We start from the raw sequence: 26,948 nt of genomic DNA on the forward strand, positions 1-26,948 counted from the left end.
TGTTGCGGCCGCTCGGTATCGACCGGCTGTACGCATCGTTTCGTCCAATTCGGGAGGAATTTGGTGGTTTGGTTTTCCTGCGCGCGGAGTGTTGTTCGCGCACATCAGACCTCTTCGCGTGAGCGTTACACCGCCCTTCAAATTTCTCCCAGATCGCCTGAAAAGATCCGTGCATGACGAAGCTGGAGACCCGAAGGTGATGCGTTCACGAACCCTGCTGGCGGCCGTGTGCGGCGCACTCGCCATCGCCTGCGCCAGCACGAGCATCGCGATGGTCCATCGCACTTCGCAGCAGCTTGCCGCGCACATGCTCGCCGGCCATGCCGCGCAAGGAGCACCCACTGCGCCACGCGCACAGGCGGACACACGCTCCTGGTGGTCCGCCTTCGAAGACCCCGCGCTGGACAGGTTGATTGCCGCGTCGCGCGACGGCAATGCCGAAGCCGGCATCGCCGCGACCTACATCGCGCTCAAGGTGAAGACGCTGGAGTCGAGCTACCTGGAGAACACGCGCGCGGCCATCGCGCGACAGACGGTGCTGATCAAGGGCGCGAAGCTGCCGTACGACGACTTTGCGAAACAGCTCGCGCAGCGCCAGTCGGGCGCGCAGGCCACCATCGAGAAGCTGCAGGCACAGCGCGCGAGCTACATCGCCTACCTCGCGAAACAGTGCCACATGAGCGAAGCGGCGCTCGGCGAGATGCTCGCCGATGCATTGCAGGACAAATCGCTTCCCCGCTTCGCGGCCGAGGTGCCGCGCGAGCTGCCGATGACGGTTCTCACCAACAGGAACGACATCAACCTGGCTGCCGCGCTCTACGACGCCGACCCGGCGGCGATGCCCGCGGGCACCATCGATGCGGCGGCAACCGACGAAGCGCAGGACATCGAAGTGCCCGGCAAGCCGCTCTATGCACGCGCGGTCGCGCAGGCGCGCGAGCAGGTCACCGAGGCGCTGCGCCGCCTGCAGATGCAGAGCGACATCGCAAACACCGCCTATGCGCGCGTGGTGAATGCGCGCGCGGGCTTCGAGGTGTCGAAGCGGCGGCGCGACCGCGGAGAGATTTCAGAAGTGCAGCTCATGGAGGACTTCCAGGGCCTGCTGCTCGACCTGCATGTGCTGGCCGCGGCCAATGGCGAGCTCGCGCTCGCATGGGTCGTTCTCATGGGAAGCATCGGAAGCGGTGCATCCATCGACACCATCGCCGACCCGCGCTCCGCACAAGCCGAGCGCACAGGACAGAGCGAGCAATTGCCGTTTCTGCACAAAGTCTCCCGAAAGTTGCGCAATCCTTGAGTTCCGAAGGAGCACCGAATGACCACAGCCCTGCACAAAGTTCCGGCCCGCCCCGTGCTGACACTGGCCGGCCACGGACACAAGAAGCCGGACCCCGCCGCGCTCGCGCGCCGCGCCTGCTCCCCCGACAGCGAACCCGCGACCAGCGCCGCCACCACGCTGGCCATCCAGCAGCTCGCCGCCGCGTTCCAGCCTGCGTTCGGACGCATGCACGTGCTGCGCGACCTCGTCATCCCCATGTACGAAGGCAGCGCCGTTCCCACGGCCCGCTTCGACGTCGCGCTGGTTTGCGAGGCCGGCGTGTACCTGTTCGAGGTGAAGGGCTGGCGCAACGCGGTGGTGTATCGCAAGACTTCCACGCAAACGGTGCCGCGCTGGTTCCTGCGCCAGCACGGGCACTCTCTGGCCCGCGAGGTGAAGGACCCGGCCTGGCAGTGCGGCCGCAAGACCACGCACCTGCGCAGCCTGATGCCTTCCGACCTGCGCGTGCAGTACTTCGTGATGCTGCCCTTCGACGGCGTGGAGCTCGAAGGCGTGATGCCCACCGTCGTCATCACGCCGCAAGACCTTCCCTACATCGCGCGTGTGGCGCGCAACAACGGCCGCAGCGAGCAAGGCTACCCCATGCTCGACAACGCCGCCATCGACCGCACGCTGCAGTTGCTGAACGACCTGCAGGGCGAGCTCACGGTGGACGACCACATGCGCAACTGCCGCGAGCGCACCGCGCAGCCCGGGGCCCTGAAGCTGCAATGACGCGATGAGCCGCATCCTGCTGGTGGAGGAAGGCCACGACGCCGCCTCGGTGCTGCTCGACGAACTGCGCCGCGCGGGGCACGAGACCGAGCACATCGAGGACGGCGCGGTCGCGCTGCACCGCATCCTGACCTCGCCGCCCGCGCTCACCCTGCTCGACGTGGAACTGCCGCGCGTCAGCGGCCTGCAGATACTGGAGAAGATCCGCGCACGCAGCGACCACCCGATCATCATGCTGACCGCGCTCGCGCAGGAGGCCGACCGGCTGCGCGGCTTCGAGCTCGGCGCCGACGACTACGTGTGCAAGCCCTTCTCGCCGCGCGAGGTGGCGGTACGCATCGGCACGGTGCTGCGCCGCTACGCGCAGCGCCAGCGCGTCGCGCGCCCGGGCATGCCGATCACTTTCGGCGCGGTACGCGGCTGCGCGATCCTCGACGGGCACTACCTGCCGCTGACGCGCCGCGAATCGCTGCTGCTGCGCGCGCTCTCGAAGGAGCCGGGCAAGGTGCTGACGCGCTCCAAGCTGCTGGAGGCCGCCTTCCCGGAAGCGCTGGACGTCAACGAGCGCGTGGTCGACACGCACATCAAGAACCTCAGGAAGAAGCTGGCCACCGTCTCGGCCGCGCACGACTGGATCCGCTCGGTCTACGGCGTCGGCTTCGCATGGGAATCGCAGGCCAGGCAGGACGCCTGAGCGGATACCGGCCTCTCTCGCACACTCTTCTCTTCACATGAAACTACGCTGGCGCGGCTTGTTTCCGCTGCCGCCGATGGTGCTGCTTTCGCTGCTCATGCTGCGCGCGCAGGCGGCCACGGCACAGGAAAACACATGGACCGAGGCGCCGCTCACGCTGCACCGAACGCCCGAGCTGGCAGAGACCATTCCGCCGGCCGAGCGCGGTCTGCGCCCCAGCATCGTCGATGGCGACAGGCTCGGCGGCCGGCCCGACCTCGAAGTGACGGTGGAAAGCAATGCCACGCTGCGGCGCGGCGACACGCGCATCACCGCCGACCGGCTCGAATACCAGCCGCCGGGCGACCTCGCCACGGCCACCGGCAACGTGCACCTGAACCAGGCCGGCAACGTGTACGAAGGCCCCGAGCTGCACCTGAAGGTCGAGAGCTTCGAAGGCTTCTTCGACCATGTGCGCTACACGCTGCTGGCCAACGGCGCGCACGGTGAGGCCGAGCGCATCGACTTCGTCGATCCGAAGGTGTCTGTGGCGCGGCACGTCACCTACACCACCTGCCTGCGCGAGAACTACCCGGGCTGGATGCCCGCGTGGATGCTCACGGCGGTCACGATGACCACCGACTCCGAGACCAACCTCGCGACCGCCACCGACGCGCAGATCACCTTCCTCGGCATCACCACCCCGCCCATACCGTCGGTGAGCTTCCCGCTGAGCAACGCGCGCCAGAGCGGCCTGCTGCCACCGGTGATCGGCTTCGACACCACCAACGGCTTCGAGTACCTGCAGCCCTACTACTGGAACATCGCGCCGAACCGCGACCTCACGCTGTACCCGGAACTCATGAGCAACCGGGGTGTGAACTTGGGCACCGAGTTCCGCTACCTGGAGAAGACCTACAGCGGCCAGATCCGCATCGACGAGATGCCCAGCGACAGCCTGCGCGACCGCAACCGCTGGGGCCTGTGGGCCAGGCACAGCCAGCAGTTCGACCCCAAGCCCTTCGGGCTGGATTCGCTGAGCACCTCGTTCAACATCAACCGCGTGAGCGACGACGACTACTGGCGCGACTTCACGCACTCGCCCACGCTGACCTCGCGCACGCTCACCAACGAGGTGGACCTCAACTGGAGCAAGGGCGACTGGAGTGGCCAGGCGCGCACGCTCTCCTACCAGACGCTGCAATACGCGGCCTCGCCGATCACGCCCTCGTACAACCGCGTGCCGCAGATCACGGCCAACTATAACAAGTACGACTGGCACGGCTTCGACGTGTCGGGCACGCTGGACTACTCGCGTTTCGAGGTCGATTCGGCCTACTCGCCCACGCTCAACGGCATCAAGCAGCCCAATGGCGAGCGCATGGTGGGCAACCTGCAGATCAGCCGGCCGTGGATCACGCCGGGCGGCTACGTCATTCCGAAGCTGCTGCTGCACACGGCCTCCTACCAGCTCGACTCGGCGCTGGCCAGCGGTGCGACCTCCATCAGCAGCGTGGTGCCCACCGTGAGCCTCGACAGCGGCCTGGTGTTCGAGCGCGACACCAATCTCTTCGGCCGCGCATGGCGCCAGACGCTGGAACCGCGAGCTTTCTACGTGCGCACGCCCTACCGCGACCAGAGCCAGCTGCCGGTGTACGACACGGCCGCCAACGACATCAGCTTCGCCACCCTCTACACGGAGAACGCGTTCTCGGGCAACGACCGCATCTCCGACACCAACACGCTGACCACGGGCGTGACCACGCGGCTGATCGACCCCACCACCGGCGCCGAGTCGGCGCGCTTCGGCATCGCGCAGCGCTTGCGCTTCAGCGACCAGAACGTCACGCTGCCGGGCGGCACCGCAGTGACCGACCGCTCGGGCGACTTCATCCTCGGCGGGCAGGTGCACTGGAACCCCAAGTGGAGCATCGACGGCCTGGCCCAGTACAACATGGACACCGGCAAGAGCACGCGCGACGCGCTCACCCTGCGCTACACGCCCGCGCCGTATCACACGCTCACCGCGGCCTTCCGCTACCAGGCCGACAGCACCACCACCGCGAACGACGGCACGAAGACGGTGGACTTCAACTGGCAGTGGCCGCTGAGCGAGCTGACCAGGGGGCTCTTCGGCGAAAGAAAACCCGGCGACCCGGGCCGCTGGTACGCGGTGGGCCGGCTAAGCTACAGCCTGCACGACCGCGCGATGTCCGACAGCCTGATCGGCGCCGAGTACAACGCCTGCTGCTGGGTCGGCCGCGTGGTGCTCGAGCGGCTGGTGTCGGGCCGCACGACGCCCGATACGCGGCTGATGTTCCAGATCCAGTTCAACGGCTTCGGCAACATCGGCTCGAACCCGACGAGCACGCTGCTGCAGAACATCCAGGGCTATCAGCCGCTGAACACCCAAACGCAGGAACCAAGCCGCTTCACCAACTACGATTGAGGCTCAGCTCAGGGCAGCATCTCGAACTTGAGCTCGGCCAGCGGCGTGACTTTTTCTTCGCGCACCATCTTGTATTCGGTGTTCGGGCCCAGCCACTTGGCCCAGAGGCGGTCGAGTTCGCCCGACTTCTCCAGCGCATAGAGAGCCGCGTTCACCTTCGACAGCAGCACGGGCTCGTCCTTCTTCATGCCGATGCCCACGGGTTGCAGCACCATCGGCTCGCTGATCATCTTCAGCGCCACGCCGCCGGTCTTCGACTGGTTGACCAGCTTGGTGATGGTCATGGTGTTGGCGACCATGCCCACCGACTTGTTCTGCTGCACCGCCATGAAGGCCGAGCCGGTGTCCTGGAAGGTGACCGGCTCGGAGCCGTTCATCTTGATCGACAGCTCGGAGGTGGAACCCTTGGTCGAGCTAAGGCGCTTGCCCTTGAAGTCGGCCTTGGTGGTGCCGGGGTCGGAGGCCTTCACGGCCAGCATCTCCTTGGCCACGTAGTACGGGTCGCTGAACTGGATCTGCTCGCCGCGGCTCCTGGTGTAGGCCAGGTTCGCGATGGTCACGTCGACGCGGCCGAGCTTCACTTCGGGCACGCGCGCTTCCACCGACAGCGGCGTGACCTTGGCGGTGAGGCCCAGTTCCTTGGCCAGCGCGTTGCACAGGTCGACGTCGTGGCCCACCATCTCGCGCGTCTTGGGGTCGGGCGCGGCGAAGGGCGGAACGTCGGCGAAGGTGCCGCACCTGAGTTCCTTGCGCTGGCTGATGTCGCTCCATTGGTCGGCGTGCGCGAGCAGCGAGGCCGCGCCAAGACATGCACCGACGGCGCAGAGACGAAAGACGGTCTGGTTCGACATGAGGAACTCCTTGTGTGGGATTCGAGGCGAGAAAGCAAGGGGAAATCGGTGCGGCTCAGTGCGCGCGCAGGTCCGACAGGAAGCGCTGCGCGCGCGGATGCTGCGGGCTGCCGAAGAAGGTGGCGGGGTCGGCTTTCTCGAGGATGCGCCCCGCGTCCATGAACCAGACACGGTCGGCCACCTCGCGGGCGAAGTTCATCTCGTGGGTGACGCACATCATGGTCATGCCGTCGTGGGCCAGCGCGCGCATCACCGACAGCACCTCGCCCACCATCTCGGGGTCGAGCGCGCTGGTGGGTTCGTCGAACAGCATGGCCGGCGGCTCCATCGCCAGCGCGCGGGCAATGGCCACACGCTGCTGCTGGCCGCCGGAGAGCTGTGCCGGGTATGCACCCGCCTTGTTCGACAGACCCACGCGCTCCAGCAGCTGCCCGGCCTTGGCCTTCGCGTCGGCGCGCTTCACACCCAGCACGCGCATCGGCGACAGCATGATGTTCTCCATCACCGACAGGTGCGGAAACAGGTTGAAGCTCTGGAACACGAAGCCGATGCGGCTGCGCAGCTTGTTCAGCGCCGCGCCGCCCATGGGCGCGTGGATGTCGTGGCCATCGAAGAGCAGTTGCCCCGACTTCACTTCCTCCAGCCGGTTCACGGTGCGGATCAGCGTGGACTTGCCCGAGCCCGAAGGGCCGCAGACCACCACCACCTCGCCCTTCTTAACCTCGGCGTTGATGTCGGCCAGCGCCTGGTAGTCGCCGTACCACTTGTTGATGTTCGAGAACAGGATCATGGTGTCGTCCCTGGCGGGCGATGTGTGGGGAGCGGGCGTCGTCATGGTCATGGCTGTGGCGCCGCCACCGGCGAAGGAAGCGGCGTGCTGTCTCCGGCCGCGGGTTGGACCTGCACCGCGCCGAGCCGCTTGTGCGCGACGCGCCGCTCCAGCCATTGGGTGAGCTGGGTCAGGCTGAAGCAGACCACGTAGTAGGTCATCGCCAGGATGAAGAACACCTGGAAGGGCTTGGTCAGCAGCTGGTTGTTGATCTGGTTGGCCGCGAAGGTGAGTTCCTGCACGTTGATCACGTAGCCCAGCGTGGTCTCCTTGATGGTGGAGATGAACTGGCTCAGCATGCTCGGCAGCATGTTGTAGAGCGCCTGCGGCAGGATCACGAACCACATGGTTCCCAGGTGGCTGTGGCCCAGCGCGCGCGCCGCCTCCGTCTGGCCCTTGGGCAGGGCCTGGATGCCCGCGCGCACCACCTCGGAGAGATACGCGCCCTCGTAGATCACCAGCGTGCACAGCATGGTGGTGAAGCCCGACACCTCGCGCCCGATGAGAAGCGGCACCAGGAAGTAGACCCACAGGATCACCATCAGCAGCGGCACGCCGCGCACCACGTACACCAGCACGGTGGCGGGCCAGCGCAGCACGCGCCAGGGCGACAACCGCGCCAGCGCGAGCAGCACCGACAGCGGAAAGGCCAGCACAATGCCCAGCACCGAGAGGATCAGCGTGGCGACGATGCCGCCGAGCGGACCGTTGGGGTACTGGCCGACCAGCAGCAGCAGCCAGTTGTCGCGAAGAATTTCGTAGACGCTGTACATGCGATGCCCCGCTTACCTTGTTCCCGCGATGCGATAGCGCCGCGACAGCCATCCGCCCACGGCCATGATGAGCAGCGAGCACACCAGGTACAGCACGGTGGCCACGCTGTAGGCCTCGAAGGTGCGGAAGCTTTGGCTTTCGATCTCCTTCACCGCGTGCGTCAGCTCGGCCACGCCGATGGCCATGGCCAGGCTGCTGTTCTTGAAGAGCGACACGCTGTGGTTGACCAGCGCCGGCACCGCATTGCGGATCGCCTGCGGCAGCATCACGTGGCGCATCGAGCCGATGTAGCCGTGGCCGAGCGCGCGCGCCGCCTCGGCCTGCCCCGCCGGCACGGCGCGCAGCCCCGAGCGCATGTCCTCGCTGAAGTAGGCGGCCTGGCACAGGCCGAGCGCGACGATGGACAGCAGCCGCTCCGCGTTGTTGGCCGACAGCCAGCCCTGCAGCGCGTCGGGCAGCAGGCTGAAGATGCCGAAGTACCAGAACATGAGCTGCACCAGCGTGGGCACGTTGCGGTGGTAGGAGACATAACCGGCCACCGCGCGTTCGGCGATGCGGTTCGGCGTGAGCCGCACCACCAGCAGCACGACAGCCATGGTCATCGCCAGCAGCCAGGAGCCGGCCGCGATCCTCAGCGTCTCCAGCATGCCGTGCAGCAGCATGTCGCCGAACTCCGGTTTCAGCAGGATCGCCAGCAGGTCGAAGTCCTTCATGCGCTGTTCCTTTGGCTGGCGTGCATGGACCTGGGGGAATCAGCCGCGCGGAGTTTCGGGCCGGGTGGTCGAGAGGCCGCCGGGCACCTGCAGCGTGGGCGTGATCTCCATGTGCCCCACGTTCACCGCAATGGGCGCCGCGATGGCGAAGGCGATGGCGCTGGCGATGTCCTCGGCCTGCGGCAGCTCGAATCCCTCGACGAAGCGCTTGTAGGTGTCCTCGGAATCGCCGTGCACGTGCGCGAAGATGTCCGTGGCCACGCGCCCCGGACAGATCTCGGTGACGCGCACGCGCTTGCCGAAGCAGTCGATGCGCAGCTGGCGCGACAGCATGCTCACCGCAGCCTTGGTCGCGTGGTAGGTGCTGTTGCCGCCGAAGTTGTAGGCGCCGGCGATGGAGCTGATGTTGACCACGTGCCCGCGGTCGCGCGCGACCATGCCCGGCACCACGAGCCGGCACAGGTGCAGCACCGCGCGCAGGTTCACGTCCACCAGCAGGTCGATGCCCTCGGCGTCGGCCTTGAGGATGGAGCCGGGGCGATCGACGCCGGCGTTGTTGACCAGCACGTCGAACTCGACTTCCTGCGCGAGCCGGGTGATGCCTGCGATGTCGCTCACGTCGACGGCGTGCGGAACGCAGCCGGTGCGCGCGGCCAGGTCGGCCAGCTTGCCGGCGCTGCGCGCCAGCGCATGCACCTTCAGGCCTTCCTTGCTCAGGCGCTCGACGACGGCGGCGCCGATGCCCGAGGAGGCTCCGGTCACCAGTGCGGTCTTGTAGTCGGAAAACGGCATGTTCGGTTCTTTCGTTGGGGGCAGATGACTGCCTGGATTTCACTGTAGCCAGCGCCCGCGGGCGGCGCCAAGACGGATTGGCTGTGGAGAGATAAGCCGCCCTTATGTCGCCCGCGATCCGTGCATATGGGTAAGGGTTAGCACCATGTTCGTGCCCCGACGCCCCACCGGTCAGGTGCGCTCAGGTGCGCTCAGGTGGATTGCCTGGAGATGGGCACCACGCGTCCCGCCTGCTCCACCACGCCGCGCACGGCACGCGCCAGCTCCACCGCGCCGGGGGTGTCGCCGTGCAGCAGGATGGAATGCACGCGCATCGGGATCTTCCGGCCGGTGACGCTGGTGACGGTGCCGTCTTCCAGCAGCTGGCGCACGCGCGCCAGCACGGCGTCGCGCTCATGGATGACGGCGCCGGGCAGCTTGCGCGGCACCAGCAGGCCGTCGTCTCCACAGGCGCGGTCGGCCAGGAAGGTCCGGCGCACGCGCAGGCCGCAGCGCTCGGCCGCGTCCTCGATGGCTCGGCTGGCGGAGGTGCTGACGGTGAGCGTGGGGTCGAAGTCGGCCACAGCCCGCACCAGCGGCTCGGCCAGCGCGGCATCGGCCGCTGCCATGTTGCCCAGTGCGCCATGAAAGCTCATGTGCGTCATGCGGTGGCCGGCGGTGCGGGCCATGCCGTCGAGCGCGCTCAACTGGTAGAGCACATAGGCCACCAGTTCCTTCGTCTCGATCTGCATCTGGCGGCGCCCGAACCCCATCAGGTCGGGAAAGCCCACGTGCGCGCCCACGTCCACGCCGCGCTGGCGCGCCATGCGCACGGTGCGGTCCATGATGACCGGGTCGCCCGCGTGGAAACCGCAGGCCACGTTGGCGGAGGAGACGATGTCCAGCAGGGCTTCGTCCTCGCCCATGCGCCAGGGGCCGAAGCCTTCGCCGAGGTCTGCGTTCAGGTCGATGTCCATGATGGGGAGTCCTTCTCTTTCTCGTTCTGTCAGAGGGGATGCAGATCGATCAGCGGGCTGCCGTAGCCGACGGCGACACCGTCGGCCGCACGGATGCCCTCGACGATGCCCGCCTGCGGCGCCGTCACCGGCAGCAGCAGCGGGCCGATCTTCAGCAGGCCGACGGCCTGGCCGGCCGCCACGCGCGCGCCGATGCGTGCCAGCGGCACGGCGGCCATCGGATGGCCGTGCAGGAAGACGCCGAGCGAAGGGGCGCGGATCGATACGAGTTCGATCTCTTCTTCCTCCTCCTCTTCCGGCAGCTCGACGACGTCGTCGCCCTTCCGTCCGAGGCGCAGCGTGCCCTGCGGCGTGCGCAGTTCGAGCAAACCGATGTCGGTGCCGGCCAGCCAGGCGGCGAGTCGGGAAACGTCCTGCATGCCGGTCATTTCGTGGCAGCGGGCGCGCCGCGGTGCAGTTCGACCATCCGCGCCACCTTGTCGAGCCAGGCGCGCACCTCGTCCAGCGCGTCCAGCGCTTCTTCCCAGCTGGTCTCGATGAAACGGATGCGGCTGCCGATGGGCGCCTGCCCCAGGCGCCACATGTCGGCCTCGATCACGGTGCCGAACTTGGGATAGCCGCCCGAGGGCTGGGCGTCGCGCATCTGGATGATGGGCTGCCCGCTGTGCGGCACCTGGATCACGCCGGGCACGATGCCGTGCGAGCGCAGCTCCATCGGCGCGATGGGCCGCAGCGCCTCGCCTTCGAGGCGGTAGCCGTAGCGGTCGCTGTGCGGCGTGATCTTCCATTCGCCGGCCCAGAAGGCCTCGCGCGAGGCCGGCTCGAAGGCCATGTACTCGGCGGCGGGCAGCACGCGCACGGCCGCGACGCCGTCGCGCTCCAGCGGCAGCGCGAGCGACGGAGGAACCAGACCGAATCCGGTGCGGCACGCAGCCCCGGCGCCAGCCGCACGCAGCAGGTCGCCCTTGCGCAGCGCGCGGCCCTCATGGCCGCCGAAGGCGCCGCGCAGCTGGGTGCTGCGCGAGCCCAGCACCTCTGGCACGTCGATGCCGCCGGCCACGCACAGCATGGCGCGGCTGCCGCGCTGGGCGCCGCCCCGCGGCAGGCCCAGCGTGAGCACCTGGCCGGCGCGGGCCTGGTGCACCCACCAGGGCAGCAGGGGCTGATCGTCGAGCCGGGCGGCGCAGTCTGCGCCGGTGAGCGCGAAGGCGCAGTCATCGTCGAATAGCACCTTGAACGGGAACACCGGCACCTCGACGGCGGCCGCGCCGAGCGCATTGCCCAACAGCAGGTTGCCGGCGGCCAGCGCGAGGTTGTCCATGGCGCCCGAAGTGCCCACGCCCCAGCGCAGGCTGCCGGTGCGGCCCAGGTCCTGCACGGTGGCGAGCGCGGCGGAGGAAAGTATCTCGATCATCGGACGATGCCCTCCACGCGGAATCGGATCATGTCGCCCGGCTGCAGCATCGCGGGCGGGTCCTGCGCGGGGTCGAAGAACACCATCGAGGTGGTGCCGATGGTGTTCCAGCCGCTGGGGCCGGCCGATGCCGACACGCCCGTCTGCGCGCCGCCGATGGACACGGCGCCGCCGGGAATGCTCAGCACCGGCACCTTGCGCCGGGGCGTGGCGATGCGCGGGTCCATGCCGCCCAGGTAGCAGTAGCCCGGGTGGCTGCCCAGCGCGTACACCGGATAGAGCGGCGTGCTGTGCAGCTCGACGATGACGTCGATGCCAAGCCCCGTGTGCGCCATCACGTCGGCCATGTGCGGACCGCCCTCGCCGCCGTAGACCACAGGCAGTTCGACGATGCGGCCCTCGCGCGGCAAGGCGGTGGCCGCGTCCCAGGCTTCGCACAGGCGCGTGCGCAACGCGTCGAGCTGGCGCGGCGCGCGCGTGAAGCTGAGCATCAGGTTGTTCATGCCCGGCACGGCCTCGCGCACCTCGGGCCAGCGCTCGGCCTCGCGCGCCAGCGCCCAGATTCGCTGCTGCGACGGCAGGTTCATGCCGCCGGGCGCCTCGAAGAGCAGCGCGGTGGTGCCCAGGAGGCTGATGGATGGTGCCGTGCTCACGCCGCGCTCCTTTGCTGCAGCCAGCGTTCGAGATGATGGATGTCGACGCCGCCGGCCGCGAAGCCCCCGTCGCTCAGCAGCGCGCGGTGCAGCGGCACGTTGGTGGCGATGCCTTCCACGAGCGTCTCGGCCAGCGCCAGGCGCATGCGCTCGAGCGCGTCGGCGCGGCTCGCGCCGTGCACGATGAGCTTGGCGATCATCGAGTCGTAGTACGGCGGCACGCGGTAGCCCGTGCCCGCGTGTGAATCGACGCGCACGCCGAAGCCGCCGGGCATCTGCCAGCCGGCGATGCGCCCCGGCGAGGGCGCGAAAGTGTCGGGGTTCTCGGCATTGATGCGGCACTCGATGGCGTGGCCCCGGCAGTGCACGTCGGCCTGCGCGATCGACAGGCGCTCGCCGCGCGCCATGCGAAGCTGCTGCTGCACGATGTCGATGCCGGCGGTCATCTCCGTCACCGGGTGCTCCACCTGCAGGCGGGTGTTCATTTCGATGAAGTAGAAGGCACCCTTCTCGTACAGGAACTCGAAGGTGCCGACGCCGCAGTAGCCGATCTGCCGGCACGCCGCCGCGCAGCGCTCGCCCACCTCGGCCAAGAGCGCCTCGTCGATGCCGGGCGCGGGCGCTTCCTCGATCACCTTCTGGTGGCGGCGCTGCAGCGAGCAGTCGCGGCTGCCCAGCCACACGGCGTTGCCGTGGCTGTCGGCCAGCACCTGGATCTCGACGTGGCGCGGGTGCAGCAGGAACTTCTCGATGTAGACCTCGGGGTTGCCGAAGGCCTGGCGCGCTTCCTCGCGCGTGAGCGCCATCGCTCCGGGCAGCGCTGCTTCGTCGTGCACCACGCGCATGCCGCGTCCGCCGCCGCCGCCCGCGGCCTTGACGATGACGGGGTAGCCGATCTCGCGCGCCAGCGCCTGCACGGCGGCGGCATCGTCGGGCAGCGCCTCGTCGGGGCCGGGCACGCAGGGCACGCCGGCCTTGCGCATCGCGCGCTTGGCCGAGACCTTGTCGCCCATGGTGCGGATGCACGCGGCGCTGGGGCCGATGAAGACCAGGCCGGCTTGCTCGACGCGCTGCGCGAAGCCCGCGTTCTCCGACAGGAAGCCGTAGCCGGGATGGATCGCCTGCGCGCCACTCACTTCGGCGGCGAAAAGAATGGCGGACTGGTTGAGATAGCTCTGGCCCGGCGCGGCGGGGCCCAGGCACAGGGCCTGGTCTGCCTGCGCAACATACACCGCGTCGCGGTCGGCCTCGGAGTGCACGACCACGGTACGCAGGCCGAGCCCACGGCAGGCGCGCTGGATGCGCAGGGCGATCTCGCCCCGGTTGGCGATGAGGACGGTGTCGAAGGACATCGCGCGTGCCTCCTCAGGCGAAGCGGAACAGGGGCTGCCCCGCTTCCACTTCCTGGCCCGACTGCACGAGCACCTGCTGCAGGGTGCCGCCCGCGTCTGTGCGGACCTCGTTGAACATCTTCATCGCCTCGATCACGCACAGCAGCTGGCCGGCTTCCACGGCCTGGCCCTGTCGCACGAAAGGCGGTTCGCCCGGCGCGGGCTGCAGGTGCACCACGCCGTGCAGCGGCGCGAGGCATTCGGTGCCGGCAGCCGTCGGATCGGCACTTGCTTCCAGGGCCTGTCGCGGAGCCCTGCGTACGGCGGAAGGCGCCCGTGCAGCGGGCGCAACGCCCAGCGCCGCGAGCTTCACCAGCCGCAGCGTGCTGCCGTTCTCGCTGAATTCCAGTTCCGCCAGGTCCGATGCGGCCAAAGCGTCGATGAGCGTCTTGATCTGTTCCTGCTTCATGCCGGGGCTTCGATGGCCGACGCGTTCCGCGAACGCGTGACGGCATGCATGAAAGGTAGCGGGCAGCGGGCACAAAGCCCAAGACGGATTGGCTGTGCCGGGATAAGGGCGGCTTATGACGCCCGGCTCAGGACAGGGCGGCGATCTCGGGCTCGGGCGTGGACGCGACGGTGCCCGCGAGGTCGGCCACCAGTTCGAGCAGGATGTCCTTCACCGCCTGCGCCGGCTCCGACAGTGGCAGGTGGTCGGACTGGCACAGCGCCAGCGGCGCCTCGATGACCGGATCGACGATGGGGAACTGCCATGCGCCGCAGCTCGCCACCACCTCGCGCGCCATCGACGCCGGCAGGATGGTGGCGCCCAGCCCGTCGGCAATGGCCGCCGTGAGGGTGAAGGCCGATTCGATCTCCGCCACCACGCGCGGCACCATGCCCGCGCGCACGAAGGCCGCGTCCACCAGCTTGCGCACCACGTTGTAGGGGCGCGGCAGGAAGAGTTCGATGTCGCGCAGGTCGGCCAGCTTCACCGGCTGCGAGGGCGCGGGCATCGAGGCCGGCCCGACCAGGAAGAGCGGTTCCTTCAGCAGCGGCAGGAAGCTCAGGCCGTGGATGGCCTTGTCGCCGTAGAGCACGGCCAGGTCCATCCGGCCGTTCATGATGAGTTCGCTGAGCGTGGTGCCGTAGTTCTCGTTCAGGTAGAGCAGGATGCCCGGGTGCCGCGCGCGCACGGTGCGCAAGAGCGGCAGCGAGAGCGCCGATGCCGCCGTGCCCGGCGCCAGCCCCACCGACACCTGGCCCGAGAGCCCTTCGCCGGCGGCTTCCATGTCTACACGGGCCTGCTCGCACTGGCGCAGGATGATCTGCGCGTGGCGGTAGAGCACCTTGCCGGCCTCGGTGGGCGTCACGCCGCGCTTGGTGCGCACCAGCAGCTGCTGGCGCACTTCGCCTTCGAGCGTGGCCAGCTGCTGGCTCAGCGCGGGCTGGGCGATGAAAAGAACCTCGGCCGCCTGAGTGAGGCTTCCGATGTCCACGATCTTCACGAAGTATTTGAGGCGTCGCAGGTTCACGCCTTGTCCCCAAGCAAAAGCCAAGCCTAGCACCGGCCCCGCGCGGCGGATATGGGTGCTCACCATGAGTCATAAGCTGCGCCTATACGACCAGTGCAATCTCGTCTTGGCCTCGCGGGATCGATGTGCGTACCGTTCGGTCCATGCAAGCCACTACTTCCAGCGCTGACTCCCGCATTGCCGCCCGCGTGCGGCGCATCAAGCCCTCGCCCAGCACCTCGGCGGCCGACCGCGCCAACGAGCTGCGCAGGCAGGGCAAGTCGATCGTGAACCTCGTGGTGGGCGAGCCCGACTTCGACACGCCCGCGCACATCCGCCAGGCCGCGGCGGCCGCCATCGAGCGCGGCGCCACGCGCTACACGCTGATGGCGGGCACGGTGGAACTGCGCGAAGCCATCGTCGCCAAGCTGCAGCGCGAGAACGGCCTGAGCTACGCGATGAACGAGATCATCGCCACCAGCGGCGCGAAGAGCGCGATCTACAACGCCTTCGCGGTCACGCTGGAGCCGGGCGACGAGGTGATCATCCCGGCGCCCTACTGGGTGTCGTATCCCGACATGGTTCTGGCCTGCGAGGGCACGCCCGTCACCGTGGCCTGCCCCGAAGCCAACGGCTTCAAGCTGACGCCCGCGCAGCTCGAGGCGGCCATCACGCCGCGCACGCGCTGGCTGCTGATCAACTCGCCGAGCAACCCGACCGGCGCGAGCTACACGGCCGCCGAATACCGCGCGCTGGCCGAGGTGCTGGAACGCCATCCGCAGGTGATGGTGATGACCGACGAGATCTACGAGCACATCCGCTTCGACGGCGAACCGCTGCCGCACATCCTCGGCGTGGCGCCTTCGCTGCGCGAGCGCACGCTGATCGTGAACGGCGTGTCCAAGACCTACGCGATGACGGGCTGGCGCATCGGCTACGCGGCCGGCCCGGCAGACCTGATCAAGGCGCTGGACACGCTGCTTTCGCAATCCACCGGCAACTGCTGCTCGGTGAGCCAGGCGGCGGCGGCGGCGGCGCTCAACGGCGACCAGGCCTTCGTGGCCGAGAGCGTGGCCGTCTACCGGCAGCGGCGCGACCGCACGCTGGCGCTGGTCAACGACATTCCCGGCCTGAGCTGCGCCACGCCGCCCGGCGCCTTCTACCTGTACATCAACTGCGGCGGCCTCATCGGCAAGACCACGCCCGAAGGCAGGCAGTTGCGCGAAGACGGCGACGTGGTGATGTACCTGCTCGAAAGCGAGGGCGTGGCGGTGGTGGCGGGCACGGCCTACGGGCTCTCGCCCTACTTCCGGCTTTCCATCGCCACGTCGCTCGAGACGCTGGAAGAGGGCTGCAAGCGCATCGCGCGCGCCGTGGCCGCATTGCGCTGAAGACTTCAAGACGAGGACGCTCCCCATGCCCTACAAAGCCATTCGCAAGAACCCGTCGGCACCGCAGGTGGCGCCGCACATCATTGCCGCGCTGCGCGACATCCCGGTGGCCGCGCTCAGCGACAACATGCACCGCAACATCGGCAGCGTGGGCCTGCAGCCCTACCACCGCCCCGGCCACAAGACCATGGCGGGCACGGCCGTGACCGTGAAGACGCGCGGTGGCGACAACCTCACGCCGATGCGCGCCTTCGAGTTCTGCAGGCCCGGCGACGTGCTGGTGATCGACGCGGGCGGCGACCTCAACAACGCGGTCATCGGCGGCATCCTGTCGTTCTACACCGCGACCATCGGCACCGCCGGGCTGGTGCTCGACGGCGCCATCCGCGACGTGGCCGAGATCCGCGAGCGCGACTACCCGGTGTACGCGCGCGGCGTGAATCACCGCGGTCCCTACAAGGACGGCCCCGGCGAGATCAACGTTCCGGTGTCGGTCGGCGGAATGATCGTGAACCCCGGCGACATCGTGGTGGGCGACCAGGACGGCCTGATGGCCTTTTCGCCCGACGAGGCGGAGCTGCTGATCGAGAAGGCGCGCGCGCACCTGGAGACCGAGGCGCACACCATCGCGGCGATGAAGGAAGGCCGCTGGGACCGCAGCTTCCTCGATGCGCTGGAAGCGCGCTGCGCCAACTGAAACGGACTGTGCTGATCAGCCGGCCTCGCTGACCAGCCCCCACAACGCCTCCGCCACCGGCGCCATCTGCGCCTGCTGGCGGTACAGGCGTATGTCCACCGGCACGCGCCAGCCGCCCGCGCCGGCATCGACCAGCGCGCCGCCGCGCAGGTCGCCCGACACCAGGCTCATCGGCAGCCATGCGAGACCGCGGCCTTCGAGTGCCATGGTGCGCAGCAGCGCGGCATGGTGCGCGGTGAAGACGATGGACAGCGACGCGGCGAAGTCCTTGCCGAACTCGATGTCCTGGATGGCACGCATGATGCGGCCCAGGCCCGAGGCCTCGCTGTAGGCCAGCACGGAGGGCGACTGGCCCTTGCCCAGCGCATGCAGCGGGGCGCCGCCGGCATCGGGCGCGCTCACGGGCACGAGCACGTCTTCGCTCAGCCGCCGCACGGGGTACTGCGCCTCGTCGAGCCGGCCCGGCGCATCGGCATGGCCGTGGCACAGCACGAACTGCACGCGGCGCTGCAGCATCAGGTCTTCGCAGGCGTAGGAGCTGTCGGAAATGGTCTGGATCGGGCCCATGCTCAGCCGCGATTCCACGCCGGCGAGCCAGCGCGGAAAGAAGGTGAGCGAGAGCACATGCGTGGCGGCGAAGCTCAGGCTGGCGGCTGCCAGGTCGTGCGCGGCGCGGGCCTTGATGCGCGCGGCCTCCAGGCCGGCCAGCACTTCCTGCAGCAGCGGCTGGAAGCGCTTGCCGGCGGCCGTGAGCGCAGTGGGGTGCGCGCTGCGGTCGAACAAATCGACGCCCGCCCATTCCTCCAGCGAGCGGATGTGGCGGCTGAAGGCGGGCTGCGCGATGGAGCGCGCCTGCGCGGCGCGCGAGAAATTGCCGGTCTCGGCCAGGGCCAGGAAGTCTTCCAGCCATTCGAGGTCGAGGGGTCGGTTGCCGGGGCCCATGCGCTGCGCGGTCGGTCGGGTTGAATAGTTGTATGCGATTCGAGTATTGGACGGTCCGCACCCCGCCGGCAAAAGATGCATCCATTCCTGCACCTTGAACCACCACGGAGACACAGCATGCCTTCCATCGCGAATTATCGCGGGATCATTCCCGCCATTTCCTGCCCCTTCACGGCCGACCACCGCATCGACGAACCCGCGCTGCGCAAGCTGGCTTCCTGGCTTGCCGGCCATGACGGCGTGGTGGCGGTCATGACCAACGGCCACACCGGCGAGGTGTTCTCGCTCACGCCTTCGGAGCGCGCCGAGGTCACGCGCATCGTCGCCGACGAGCTGCGCGGCCGCATGCCGGTGATCTCGTCGATCGTCTGCGAGGGCCTGGCCGAAGCCGCCGAGCACGCCCGCGCCGCCCAGGCCGCCGGCGCGGTGGCGCTGGACGTGATGCCGCCGCACCACTGGCTGCGCTTCGGCTTCACGCCCGGCCACGCGCTGCAGTACTTCGAGGCCATCCATCGCGCCGCGCCCGAACTGGACCTGGTCTGCCACGTGTACCCGGCCTGGACGCGCGCCTCGTATTCGTCGCAGCTGCTGGCCGAACTGGCGCGCCTGCCCTACCTGCAGGCCTTCAAGGTGGGCCAGCGCGACATGAACAAGTACGCCCGCGACATCCAGGCGATCCGCGAGGCCGATGCTTCCAAGGCCATCCTCACCTGCCACGACGAGTACCTGCTGGCGTCGATGGTGCAGGGCGTGGACGGCGCGCTGGTCGGCTTCGCGACCTTCATCCCGCAACTCATCATCGACCTGTGGAACGCGGTGAAGGCCGGCGACCTGAAGAAGGCGATGGCGGCGCAGGCGCTCATCACGCCGCTGAAGGACGCGGTGTACGGCGGCGGCGAGCCCACCGGCGAGGCCCACGCCCGCATGAAGGGCGGCATGTACCTGGCCGGCGTGCTGGAGAACGCCACGGTGCGCCCGCCCACGGAGGCGCCCAACGCGCGCGAGATGGACGCGCTGCGCGCCGCCGTCGAGCAGGCGGGCCTGTCGAAACGCTGACAGCAGGGGGCCGCCGCGCCCCTCGGTGAAAAGAACCCCAGGAGACAAGAGACATGCAACGCAAGCACTTCCTGCGCGCCACGCTGGCCGCGCTCGCGCTGGCCGCCGTATCGACCGCCGGCCTCGCCCAGAACTGGCCCGCCCGCCCGGTGCGCATGGTGATTCCCTTCCCGCCCGGCGGCACGCTCGACACGGTCGGCCGCCTGCTGGCGCAGAAACTGGGCGAGCAGACGGGCCAGACCTTCATCGTGGAGAACCGCCCCGGCGGCAACGGCGTGATCGGTGCCGACGTGGTGTCGAAGGCGCCGGCCGACGGCTACACGCTGCTGTTCAATGCATCGACCTTCACCACCGCGCCGATGACCATGAAGTCGGTGCCCTACGAGGTGGTGAGGGACTTCACCCCGGTGGCGCTGGTGGCCAAGGCGCCGCTGTCGGTGGCGGTCAACAAGAACCTGCCGGTGAACGACGTGAAGTCGCTCATCGCCTACGCCAAGGCGCACCCCGGCAAGATGACCTTCGCGGTGGGCTCCATCGGCTCGGCGGGGCACCTGTCGACCGAGCTGCTCAAGCGCGCGGGCGGCGGGCTCGACTACCTGATCGTGCCGTACAAGGGCACGGCGCCTGCCTTCCAGGACCTGATCGGCGGGCAGATCGACGGCTTCATCGACCCCATCCTCGGCTCGCTGCAGTACCACAAGAGCGGCATGCTGAAGGTGATTGCCGTCACCTCGGCCACGCGCGCCACCAGCCTGCCGAACGTGCCCACGGTGGGCGAGAGCATTCCGGGCTACGAGTTCTACAGCTGGTACGGCCTGTGGGGCCCGGCGAAATTGCCGCCGGCCATCACGCAGCGGCTGAACGCCGAGGTCAACAAGGCGCTGGGCACCGACATGCGCGAGACGCTGAACGCGCAGGGCCTGCTGCTGACGCCGGGCAGCGTCGAGGACTTCGCGAAGTTCCAGGCCGAGGACATGGCGCGCTCGAAGAAGATCATCACCGAGGGCAACATCCATGTCGAATAAGGGAGCCCAGCTTCCGCATGCCGTGGTGACGGGCAGCAGCGGCGGCATCGGCCGCGCCATCGCCTCGCACCTGCTGCAGTCGGGCTGGCGCGTGAGCGGGCTGGACCTGGCCGCGCCCACGCTGTCGTCCCACGCCGGCTTCACGCACATGGCGGTGGACCTCAGCGACGCCGCCGCCATCGCGCGCACCGCCTCGGCGCTGCAGGACGCGGGCGCGCTGGTGCACGCGGCCGGCGTGCTGCGCGTCGGCCCGCTGGGCGAACTCGACCATGCGGGCGGCGAACTGATGTGGCGCCTGCACGTGGACGCTGCCACGCGCCTGGCCGACGCGCTCGTGCCCGCGATGGCGGCGCGTGGCAACGGCCGCGTGGTGTTCGTCGGCAGCCGCGTCGCGCAGGGCCTGCCCGGGCGCGGCCAGTACGCCGCGACCAAGGCCGCGCTGATCGCGCTCGCGCGAAGCTGGGCGGCGGAAGTCGCCTCGCACGGCGTGACCGTCAACGTGGTGTCGCCCGGCGCCACGCAGACATCGATGCTTCAGGACCCGGCCCGCGCGGGCAGCGCGCCGCGCCTGCCGCCCATCGGCCGGCTGATCCAGCCCGAGGAGATCGCGGCGCTCACCGGCTTTCTTCTTTCGCCGCAGGCGGCGGCCATCACGGGGCAGGACATCCCGATCTGCGGCGGCTCGTCGCTGCATCTCTGAACCTCTTTCGCTTTCCCTCTCTTCCACCCGGAACCCGACCATGAAAATCGTCAACATCCTCGAATCCACCCGCCCCATCAAGTCGGACATCCGCAACGCCTACATCGATTTCTCGAAGATGACCCTGAGCCTCGTGGCGGTGGTCACCGACGTGATCCGCGACGGCAGGCCCGTCATCGGCTACGGCTTCAATTCCAACGGCCGCTACGGCCAGGGCGGGCTGATCCGCGAGCGCTTCCTGCCGCGCCTGCTGGAGGCCGACCCGGCCTCGCTGCTCGACGAGACCGGCGACAACCTCGATCCGCACAAGATCTGGGCCCGCATGATGATCAACGAGAAGCCCGGTGGCCATGGCGAGCGCTCGGTGGCCGTGGGCACCATCGACATGGCCGTGTGGGACGCCACCGCCAAGATCGCGGGCAAGCCGCTCCATCAGCTGCTGGCCGAGCGCTACGGCACCGGCAAGCCGAACCCGCGCGTGTTCGTCTACGCGGCAGGCGGCTACTACTACCCCGGCAAGGGCCTCGAAGGCCTGCAGCGCGAGATGACCAGCTACCTGGAGCGCGGCTACTCTGTGGTGAAGATGAAGATCGGCGGCGCCACGCTGGCCGAGGACTGCGAGCGCATCGAGTCGGTGCTGAAGATCCTCGGCCCCGGCCAGCAGCTCGCGGTGGACGCCAACGGCCGCTTCGACCTGCCCACCGCCATCGACTACGGCCGCGCGCTCTCGCAGTACCCGCTCTTCTGGTACGAGGAAGCGGGCGATCCGCTCGACTACGAACTGCAGGCCAAGCTCGGCGAGGTGTATGCCGGCCCGATGGCCACGGGCGAGAACCTGTTCTCGATGCAGGACGCGCGCAACCTCATCCGCCACGGCGGCATGCGCCCCGACCGCGACTGGCTGCAGTTCGACTGCGCGCTGAGCTACGGCCTCGTCGAATACCTGCGCACGCTCGACATGCTGAAGGAGAACGGCTGGTCGCCCTCGCGCTGCATTCCGCACGGCGGCCACCAGATGTCGCTGGCCATTGCCGCCGGCCTCGGCCTGGGCGGCAACGAGAGCTACCCCGACCTGTTCCAGCCCTACGGCGGCTTCCCCGACGGCGTGAAGGTGGACAACGGCTACGTCACCCTGCCGCCGCTGCCGGGCATCGGCTTCGAGGGCAAGGCCGATCTGATCTCCGAGATGCGGGCGCTCGCCAGCTGACGAGTCGAAGGGAACGCCCTCCGGGGCGTTCGGTCCTCAGGGGTGGAAACCGGAGCGGCGCACGACCGGCTCCCACTGTGCGCGGTAGGCCTTCAGCATCTGCGTCGTTTCCGCCGCGTTGCTGGAAACGGGCGTGATGAAGAGCGCGTCGGCCGCCTTGTGCAGGCCCGGGTCCTTCATCACGTCGCGGATCGAATTGGCCAGCAGCTGCACCTTGGCGGGCGGCATGGCCGCTGGCGCGAAAAAGGTGTTCCAGCCGTCGGCGTCGATCTTCATGCCGGCCTCGCTGAAGGTCGGGATGTTGGGCGCGAAGCTCGCGCGCTTCTTGCCCGAGGTGGCCAGGATGCGGATCTTGCCGGCCACGTGCTGCGGATAGAGCGAGTCGAGCGTGTCGATGGCAATCGGCAGGCTGCCGTTGACCAGGTCGGCCGCCAGCGGCGCCGAGCCGCCGTAACCCTTGATCTGCGGCTGCACGCTCAGCGCGTCGCCCACCATCAGGCCGAAGAAGTGCGGCAGGCTGCCGGTGGCGGGCACGCCGAAGATGGCTTCCTCGGGGTGCGCCCACAGCCGGCCCACGAGGAACATCGCGCGGTCGAGCTGGAGCTTGCTGCCGACGGCCAGCGCGAAGTCGTAGCTGCTCACCTGCGAAACGGGCACGAAGTCCTTGTCGGGGTCGTAGCCCGCGTCCTTGATGACCAGCGGCGCAACCACCATCACGGCGGGGTTGCCGAGCATCAGCACGTTCTGCGTGGCGGGCGCGCGCTTCACTTCCTTGGCCGCGAGACGACCGCCTTCACCCGGACGGTTTTCCACGCTCACCTGCACGCCGAGCTTCGGCGTGAGCCGCTCGGCGATCAGCCGCGCGATGCGGTCGGTGCTGCCGCCCGGGGCATAGCCGACCACGAGGGTGAGCGGCCCACCGTCCAGCGCGGCGGGCGCCTGGGCCTGGGCCAGGGGAGCGCAGGCGGCCAGGGCGACGCCCCATGCCATGATGAGCTTGCGCCGGGAAAGGAATGCGGGCATCGGATCGGGTCTCCTGCGGAGGTGGGCACGAGCGGAAGGACGGGCAGGCGCGGTTTCGCGGCGAAAATCGCGCACCAAGACTGTTTCCGGTCGTTCAAATTTGTTACTGGTTTATACGTACAGGGAAACAGTTGATCTAATCAATCAAGTGCCTGCCGAGGCGGGCGAACCACACTTCAACCGCTCGCGCCCTTCACGTTCCGTCACCTGTATGCAACAAGCTTTCCCCGATGCAGGAGCGTTGCGCGCGCCCCATTCACTGGACGACCTGCTGCTCTACCGCATGGCGCGCGCCGTGCGCGCGGGCAGCGGCATGGCGACGCGGCTGGTCGAGGGCGGCTTCGGCATCACGCGCCGCGAGTGGGGAATGATCGCCACGCTCGCCCAGGAGGGCGAGATGACCTCCTCGGCGCTGGCCACCCAGCTGCACCTGGACCGTGTGCGCACCTCGCGCGGACTGCGCAGCCTTGTCGAGAAGAAGCTGGTGCAGCGCCGGCAGAACGCGGAAGACCGGCGCGAAGTGCATGTGCGGCTGAGCGCCTCGGGCCAGCAGCTCTTCGGCAGGCTCTTTCCGCGCATCGCGGGGCTGAACACGGAACTGCTGGAAGGCGTGGCGCCCGCGGACCTGGACGCCCTCCTGCGCTGCCTGCACCACCTGGAGCAGCGCGGCGAAGAACTGCTCGCGCAGGGCGTAGTGGCGGAAAAGGCGGACCGGCGCTCGGGCGGAACACGGCACCGCTGGCCCGAGCGCGGCGGCTGACCCGGCGGGCGATCAAGCGGACAGTCAGGCCTGCACGTCCACCACGCTGCCGAGCGTGCCCGACGCACCGCGACTGGCGCGCTGCGTGCCCGCGGCGCTTTCCTCCAGCGAGGCCATCGCGCTCTGCTGGACGCCGGCGTTGCGCAGCGCATTCATCTGCTGCTGCAGCATCGCGAGCTTCGCCGCGAGCGCCTCGAGCTGCATCCGGATCGCATCGCGGGCATCCTCGGGCGCGGCGAGCAGCTGGGCCTGCGTCTCGCCGATCTGTTTCTGCGTGGCGGTGATCTGCCGCTGGATCTTCGCGATCTCGGCGTTCACGTTGACCCCGCTGCCTGTTGCGCCGCCGCTCGCGCCGATGGTATTGAGCATCTCTGTCCTCCTCTGGTTGTCCGCAAGGGAAAGAAGCTATATCGGCAGCCGGCGCGAAAAATAGAGGGCCGCCTCTGATCGCGCCGCAATTGCCCGCGACCGCTTGCACCGCCGCCATGGCCGACTAGACTGGAATTCGAGGGCACCCGCGGTGCCGGGGGCCAAGGAGCCTGCCATGTACAAGCGTGTTCTCGTGGCAACCGACGGCTCTGCGCTGTCGGAGCAGGCGGTCAATGCCGCCATCGATCTGGCCCTGCTCTGCAATGCCGAACTGGTGAGCGTCACCGTCGCGCACATCGAGCCCGTCGGCTACTTCGAAGGATCGCTGATGCTGAGCCAGCGCGACATCGAGGCCGCGCAGGAGCAGTCGGACCATGCCGCGCGCCGGCTGGTCGACAAGTCGGTCGCCGCCGCCACCGCCAGGGGCGTGCGCAATCCGAGGGCGGTGGTCATGAAGTCGAACCAGGTGGCCGAGGCCATCATCGCGGCCGCGAAGAACCAGCAGTGCGACCTGATCGTGATGGCCTCTCACGGCCGGCGCAGCCTGGCGCGGCTGCTGATGGGCAGCGAGACGCTGCATGTGCTGACGCACTCTCACATCCCGGTGCTGGTGCTGCGCTAGCGGCGCCAGCCCTTCTCCTGCTTTCTCTCGCCTTCTCCTGCTCAGCTCGCGTACCGCTTCTCCAGCGCGTCGAGTTCGGGCTTGCCCACCAGCCGCTGGCGTTCCGCGAAGGGCACGACCAGCGCCGGGTCTTCGTCCACGCGCTTCGTGTCGCGCAGCACCGTCAGCGCCTTCTGCATGCCGGCGACTGCCCCCTGCAGCGCCGCGTTGGCATACAGCACGATGCCGTAGCCCAGCCCGGCGAGTTCCTCGGCGCCGAAGATCGGCGTCCTGCCACCGATCACCATGTTCATGAGCTGCGGCTTCTTCAGCCGCTGCGGCAGCGCGCGGATCTCGTCGGCCGTGGTCACGGCCTCCACGAAGAGGATGTCTGCACCCGCCTCGCTGAACTTCTGCGCGCGCTCGATGGCGGCCTCGAAGCCCAGCGTGGCGGCGGCGTCGGTGCGGGCCATGACGAGCAGATCGGGGTCGGTGCGCGCATCGACGGCAGCCTTGATCTTGTTGACTGCCTCCTCGGTGGAGATCACGTCCTTGCCCGAGAAGTGGCCGCAGCGCTTGGGCGCGACCTGGTCCTCGAACTGGATGCAGTCGGCGCCCGCGCGCTCCAGCACGCGCACCGTGTGGCGCACGTTGAGCGCGTTGCCGAAGCCGGTGTCGGCATCCACGATCAGCGGCAGGCCCACCGCGTCGCGGATGCGCGCCGTGTGGTCGGCGATCTCGTGCAGGCCCATGAAGCCCTGGTCGGGCAGGCCGAACCACATGTTGGTGACGCCTGCGCCGGTGACGTAGATGGCCTCGAAGCCCAAGTCCTCGATCACGCGCGCCGACAGCGCGTTGAAGGCACCCGGCACCAGCACGCCCCGGCGCGCTTCGGCCAGGGCTCGGAGGGTCTTGCGAGTCGACATCGGTTCTTCCTTGTTGTGTTGCGTTGTCTTGTTGATTCCGGAGGTCAGAGCGCATCGCCGGGCACGCGCACCCAGCCTTCCATCAGCACGCGGGCGCTGCGGCTCATCTCGGCCTTGGTCACGCGCCATTCGCCATCGACCCGGCTGGCCTGCGCGCCCACGCGCAGCGTGCCCGAGGGGTGGCCGAAGCGCACCGCCGAGCGCTCGCCGCCACCGGCCGCGAGGTTGACCAGCGTGCCCGGAATGGCCGCCGCCGTGCCGATGGCTACTGCCGCCGTGCCCATCATGGCGTGGTGCAGCTTGCCCATGGACAGCGCGCGCACCAGCAGGTCGACATCGCCCGCCGCGACCGGCTTGCCGCTGGAAGCCGTGTAGCTCGCTGGCCTCGCGACGAACGCGACCTTGGGCGTGTGCTGGCGCCCTGCCGCTTCGCCGACGTTCTTGATGAGCCCCATGCGCACCGCGCCGTGCGCGCGGATGGCTTCGAACTTCGCGAGCGCGGCGGCGTCGCCGTTGATCGCGTCCTGCAGCTCGGTGCCCGTGTAGCCGATGGCTTCGGCCTCCACGAAGATGGTCGGGATGCCGGCGTTGATCATCGTCGCGCGCAGCCTGCCGACGCCCGGCACCTCGAGCTCGTCGACCAGATTGCCGGTCGGAAACATCGCGCCGCCCGCGCCCTCTTCTTCCGCAGCAGGGTCCATGAATTCGAGCTGCACCTCGGCGGCCGGGAAGGTCACGCCGTCGAGCTCGAAGTCGCCGGTTTCCTGCACCGCGCCGTCGCTGATGGGCACGCGCGCGACGATGGTCTTGCCGATGTTGGCCTGCCAGATGCGCACCACCGCCACGCCGTCGCGCGGCACGCTGCTGCCGTCGACCAGGCCGTTGGCGATGGCGAAGGGGCCGACGGCCGCCGAGAGGTTGCCGCAGTTGCCGCTCCAGTCGACGAAGGGCTGGTCGATCGACACCTGGCCGAAGAGGTAGTCCACGTCGTGGCCGGGCCTGTCGCTCTTCGAAAGAATCACCGCCTTGCTGGTGCTCGAGGTGGCGGCGCCCATGCCGTCGATCTGCTTGCCGTAGGGGTCGGGGCTGCCGATGACGCGCAGCAGCAGCGCGTCGCGCGCCTTGCCGGGCACCTGCGCGGCCCTGGGCAGGTCCTGCAGGCGGAAGAACACGCCCTTGCTGGTGCCGCCGCGCATGTAGGTGGCGGGAATCCTGATCTGTGGTGCGAAGGAAGCCATGGGCTGAGATT

General features: G+C 68.8%; 29 protein-coding genes. 12 read left to right on the forward strand and 17 right to left on the reverse strand.

The window, feature by feature from the left end; all coding sequences use genetic code 11:
• The first annotated feature begins 199 nt into the window (after nucleotides 1-199).
• Genes ABL843_RS25275 through ABL843_RS25290 form a run of 4 tightly spaced genes read left to right on the forward strand, consistent with a single transcriptional unit; the run spans nucleotide 200 to nucleotide 5,175 of the window.
• Nucleotides 200-1,297 (forward strand): hypothetical protein, encoded by a 1,098-nt coding sequence (locus ABL843_RS25275; protein ID WP_418117729.1) that lies wholly within the window; start codon nucleotides 200-202, stop codon nucleotides 1,295-1,297.
• An 18-nt stretch (nucleotides 1,298-1,315) separates the two neighbouring features.
• The gene (locus ABL843_RS25280; protein WP_418117730.1) at nucleotides 1,316-2,053 is read left to right on the forward strand and encodes a nuclease-related domain-containing protein; all 738 of its coding nucleotides are present in this window, start codon (nucleotides 1,316-1,318) and stop codon (nucleotides 2,051-2,053) included.
• Nucleotides 2,054-2,057: 4 nt separating this feature from the next.
• On the forward strand, nucleotides 2,058-2,747 hold the full coding sequence (locus tag ABL843_RS25285; protein ID WP_418117731.1) for a response regulator: 690 nt from the start codon (nucleotides 2,058-2,060) through the stop codon (nucleotides 2,745-2,747).
• Nucleotides 2,748-2,784: 37 nt separating this feature from the next.
• Complete coding sequence (locus ABL843_RS25290) at nucleotides 2,785-5,175, forward strand: LPS-assembly protein LptD (protein ID WP_418117732.1); 2,391 nt, start codon at nucleotides 2,785-2,787, stop codon at nucleotides 5,173-5,175.
• 8 nt (nucleotides 5,176-5,183) lie between these two features.
• Here the strand turns inward: ABL843_RS25290 and ABL843_RS25295 are convergent, their stop codons facing one another.
• From ABL843_RS25295 to nac, 12 genes are all read right to left on the reverse strand, one after another.
• Entirely contained in the window at nucleotides 5,184-6,026 is an 843-nt protein-coding gene (locus ABL843_RS25295) for an ABC transporter substrate-binding protein (protein ID WP_369660945.1), read from the reverse strand.
• Nucleotides 6,027-6,081: 55 nt separating this feature from the next.
• Nucleotides 6,082-6,816: an amino acid ABC transporter ATP-binding protein gene (locus ABL843_RS25300; RefSeq protein WP_184642271.1), complete on the reverse strand. Its 735-nt coding sequence runs from the start codon at nucleotides 6,814-6,816 to the stop codon at nucleotides 6,082-6,084.
• A 47-nt stretch (nucleotides 6,817-6,863) separates the two neighbouring features.
• Nucleotides 6,864-7,628 (reverse strand): amino acid ABC transporter permease, encoded by a 765-nt coding sequence (locus ABL843_RS25305; protein WP_418117733.1) that lies wholly within the window; start codon nucleotides 7,626-7,628, stop codon nucleotides 6,864-6,866.
• Nucleotides 7,629-7,640: 12 nt separating this feature from the next.
• A complete protein-coding gene (locus ABL843_RS25310; protein ID WP_184642220.1) occupies nucleotides 7,641-8,342 on the reverse strand; it encodes an amino acid ABC transporter permease in 702 nt (233 codons plus the stop codon).
• Nucleotides 8,343-8,381: 39 nt separating this feature from the next.
• Complete coding sequence (locus ABL843_RS25315; protein ID WP_418117736.1) at nucleotides 8,382-9,134, reverse strand: SDR family oxidoreductase; 753 nt, start codon at nucleotides 9,132-9,134, stop codon at nucleotides 8,382-8,384.
• A gap of 191 nt (nucleotides 9,135-9,325) precedes the next feature.
• Nucleotides 9,326-10,090 carry a LamB/YcsF family protein gene (locus tag ABL843_RS25320; protein ID WP_418117738.1) on the reverse strand — a complete coding sequence of 255 codons (765 nt, stop codon included), beginning with the start codon at nucleotides 10,088-10,090 and terminating at the stop codon, nucleotides 9,326-9,328.
• A 29-nt stretch (nucleotides 10,091-10,119) separates the two neighbouring features.
• On the reverse strand, nucleotides 10,120-10,509 hold the full coding sequence (locus tag ABL843_RS25325; protein WP_418117739.1) for an acetyl-CoA carboxylase biotin carboxyl carrier protein: 390 nt from the start codon (nucleotides 10,507-10,509) through the stop codon (nucleotides 10,120-10,122).
• A gap of 5 nt (nucleotides 10,510-10,514) precedes the next feature.
• Nucleotides 10,515-11,504, reverse strand: coding sequence for a biotin-dependent carboxyltransferase family protein (locus ABL843_RS25330; RefSeq protein ID WP_418117740.1), 990 nt, complete (start codon nucleotides 11,502-11,504; stop codon nucleotides 10,515-10,517).
• Nucleotides 11,501-12,157, reverse strand: coding sequence for a 5-oxoprolinase subunit PxpB (pxpB, locus tag ABL843_RS25335; RefSeq protein WP_418117741.1), 657 nt, complete (start codon nucleotides 12,155-12,157; stop codon nucleotides 11,501-11,503). Before pxpB ends, ABL843_RS25330 begins: the two co-directional genes overlap by 4 nt.
• Nucleotides 12,154-13,509 carry an acetyl-CoA carboxylase biotin carboxylase subunit gene (gene accC, locus ABL843_RS25340; RefSeq protein WP_418117743.1) on the reverse strand — a complete coding sequence of 452 codons (1,356 nt, stop codon included), beginning with the start codon at nucleotides 13,507-13,509 and terminating at the stop codon, nucleotides 12,154-12,156. Before accC ends, pxpB begins: the two co-directional genes overlap by 4 nt.
• Nucleotides 13,510-13,522: 13 nt before the next feature.
• Entirely contained in the window at nucleotides 13,523-13,957 is a 435-nt protein-coding gene (locus ABL843_RS25345) for an acetyl-CoA carboxylase biotin carboxyl carrier protein (protein ID WP_418117744.1), read from the reverse strand.
• Between the two features lie 127 nt (nucleotides 13,958-14,084).
• Nucleotides 14,085-15,023, reverse strand: a complete 939-nt coding sequence (gene nac / locus ABL843_RS25350) for a nitrogen assimilation transcriptional regulator NAC (protein WP_184642227.1) — start codon at nucleotides 15,021-15,023, stop codon at nucleotides 14,085-14,087.
• A gap of 143 nt (nucleotides 15,024-15,166) precedes the next feature.
• Between nac and ABL843_RS25355 the strand changes: the two genes are divergently transcribed.
• Together ABL843_RS25355 and ABL843_RS25360 are read left to right on the forward strand one after the other, a co-directional pair.
• Nucleotides 15,167-16,393, forward strand: a complete 1,227-nt coding sequence (locus tag ABL843_RS25355) for an aspartate transaminase (RefSeq protein WP_418117745.1) — start codon at nucleotides 15,167-15,169, stop codon at nucleotides 16,391-16,393.
• Nucleotides 16,394-16,418: 25 nt separating this feature from the next.
• Complete coding sequence (locus tag ABL843_RS25360) at nucleotides 16,419-17,090, forward strand: RraA family protein (RefSeq protein ID WP_418117746.1); 672 nt, start codon at nucleotides 16,419-16,421, stop codon at nucleotides 17,088-17,090.
• A 15-nt stretch (nucleotides 17,091-17,105) separates the two neighbouring features.
• Here ABL843_RS25360 and ABL843_RS25365 read toward each other — a convergent pair whose 3' ends face one another.
• On the reverse strand, nucleotides 17,106-18,032 hold the full coding sequence (locus tag ABL843_RS25365; RefSeq protein ID WP_418117747.1) for a LysR family transcriptional regulator: 927 nt from the start codon (nucleotides 18,030-18,032) through the stop codon (nucleotides 17,106-17,108).
• 117 nt (nucleotides 18,033-18,149) lie between these two features.
• Here ABL843_RS25365 and ABL843_RS25370 point away from each other — a divergent pair, with 117 nt between their 5' ends.
• The 4 genes from ABL843_RS25370 to ABL843_RS25385 are packed head-to-tail and all read left to right on the forward strand — an operon-like array spanning nucleotide 18,150 to nucleotide 22,020.
• The gene (locus ABL843_RS25370) at nucleotides 18,150-19,088 is read left to right on the forward strand and encodes a dihydrodipicolinate synthase family protein (protein ID WP_418117748.1); all 939 of its coding nucleotides are present in this window, start codon (nucleotides 18,150-18,152) and stop codon (nucleotides 19,086-19,088) included.
• A 53-nt stretch (nucleotides 19,089-19,141) separates the two neighbouring features.
• Nucleotides 19,142-20,113, forward strand: a complete 972-nt coding sequence (locus tag ABL843_RS25375) for a Bug family tripartite tricarboxylate transporter substrate binding protein (protein ID WP_369660932.1) — start codon at nucleotides 19,142-19,144, stop codon at nucleotides 20,111-20,113.
• Nucleotides 20,103-20,813, forward strand: coding sequence for an SDR family NAD(P)-dependent oxidoreductase (locus ABL843_RS25380; protein ID WP_184642233.1), 711 nt, complete (start codon nucleotides 20,103-20,105; stop codon nucleotides 20,811-20,813). Before ABL843_RS25375 ends, ABL843_RS25380 begins: the two co-directional genes overlap by 11 nt.
• A gap of 40 nt (nucleotides 20,814-20,853) precedes the next feature.
• Complete coding sequence (locus ABL843_RS25385; protein ID WP_418117750.1) at nucleotides 20,854-22,020, forward strand: mandelate racemase/muconate lactonizing enzyme family protein; 1,167 nt, start codon at nucleotides 20,854-20,856, stop codon at nucleotides 22,018-22,020.
• A 36-nt stretch (nucleotides 22,021-22,056) separates the two neighbouring features.
• On the opposite strand, the gene ABL843_RS25390 is transcribed toward ABL843_RS25385, so the two are convergent.
• The gene (locus ABL843_RS25390) at nucleotides 22,057-23,043 is read right to left on the reverse strand and encodes a tripartite tricarboxylate transporter substrate-binding protein (protein ID WP_369660930.1); all 987 of its coding nucleotides are present in this window, start codon (nucleotides 23,041-23,043) and stop codon (nucleotides 22,057-22,059) included.
• A gap of 211 nt (nucleotides 23,044-23,254) precedes the next feature.
• Between ABL843_RS25390 and ABL843_RS25395 the strand changes: the two genes are divergently transcribed.
• Nucleotides 23,255-23,803: a MarR family winged helix-turn-helix transcriptional regulator gene (locus tag ABL843_RS25395; protein ID WP_126024999.1), complete on the forward strand. Its 549-nt coding sequence runs from the start codon at nucleotides 23,255-23,257 to the stop codon at nucleotides 23,801-23,803.
• Nucleotides 23,804-23,827: 24 nt separating this feature from the next.
• Here ABL843_RS25395 and ABL843_RS25400 read toward each other — a convergent pair whose 3' ends face one another.
• Complete coding sequence (locus ABL843_RS25400) at nucleotides 23,828-24,172, reverse strand: FlxA-like family protein (protein WP_418117751.1); 345 nt, start codon at nucleotides 24,170-24,172, stop codon at nucleotides 23,828-23,830.
• A gap of 175 nt (nucleotides 24,173-24,347) precedes the next feature.
• Here ABL843_RS25400 and ABL843_RS25405 point away from each other — a divergent pair, with 175 nt between their 5' ends.
• Nucleotides 24,348-24,794 (forward strand): universal stress protein, encoded by a 447-nt coding sequence (locus ABL843_RS25405; protein ID WP_126025001.1) that lies wholly within the window; start codon nucleotides 24,348-24,350, stop codon nucleotides 24,792-24,794.
• A 41-nt stretch (nucleotides 24,795-24,835) separates the two neighbouring features.
• Here the strand turns inward: ABL843_RS25405 and ABL843_RS25410 are convergent, their stop codons facing one another.
• On the reverse strand, nucleotides 24,836-25,699 hold the full coding sequence (locus ABL843_RS25410; RefSeq protein ID WP_126025002.1) for an isocitrate lyase/PEP mutase family protein: 864 nt from the start codon (nucleotides 25,697-25,699) through the stop codon (nucleotides 24,836-24,838).
• A gap of 44 nt (nucleotides 25,700-25,743) precedes the next feature.
• Nucleotides 25,744-26,937: a 2-methylaconitate cis-trans isomerase PrpF gene (gene prpF / locus ABL843_RS25415; RefSeq protein WP_418117752.1), complete on the reverse strand. Its 1,194-nt coding sequence runs from the start codon at nucleotides 26,935-26,937 to the stop codon at nucleotides 25,744-25,746.
• Nucleotides 26,938-26,948: the final 11 nt, after the last annotated feature.

It is taken from the genome of Variovorax sp. 350MFTsu5.1, from assembly GCF_048302515.1.
Classification (GTDB): Bacteria; Pseudomonadota; Gammaproteobacteria; order Burkholderiales; family Burkholderiaceae_C; genus Variovorax; species Variovorax guangxiensis.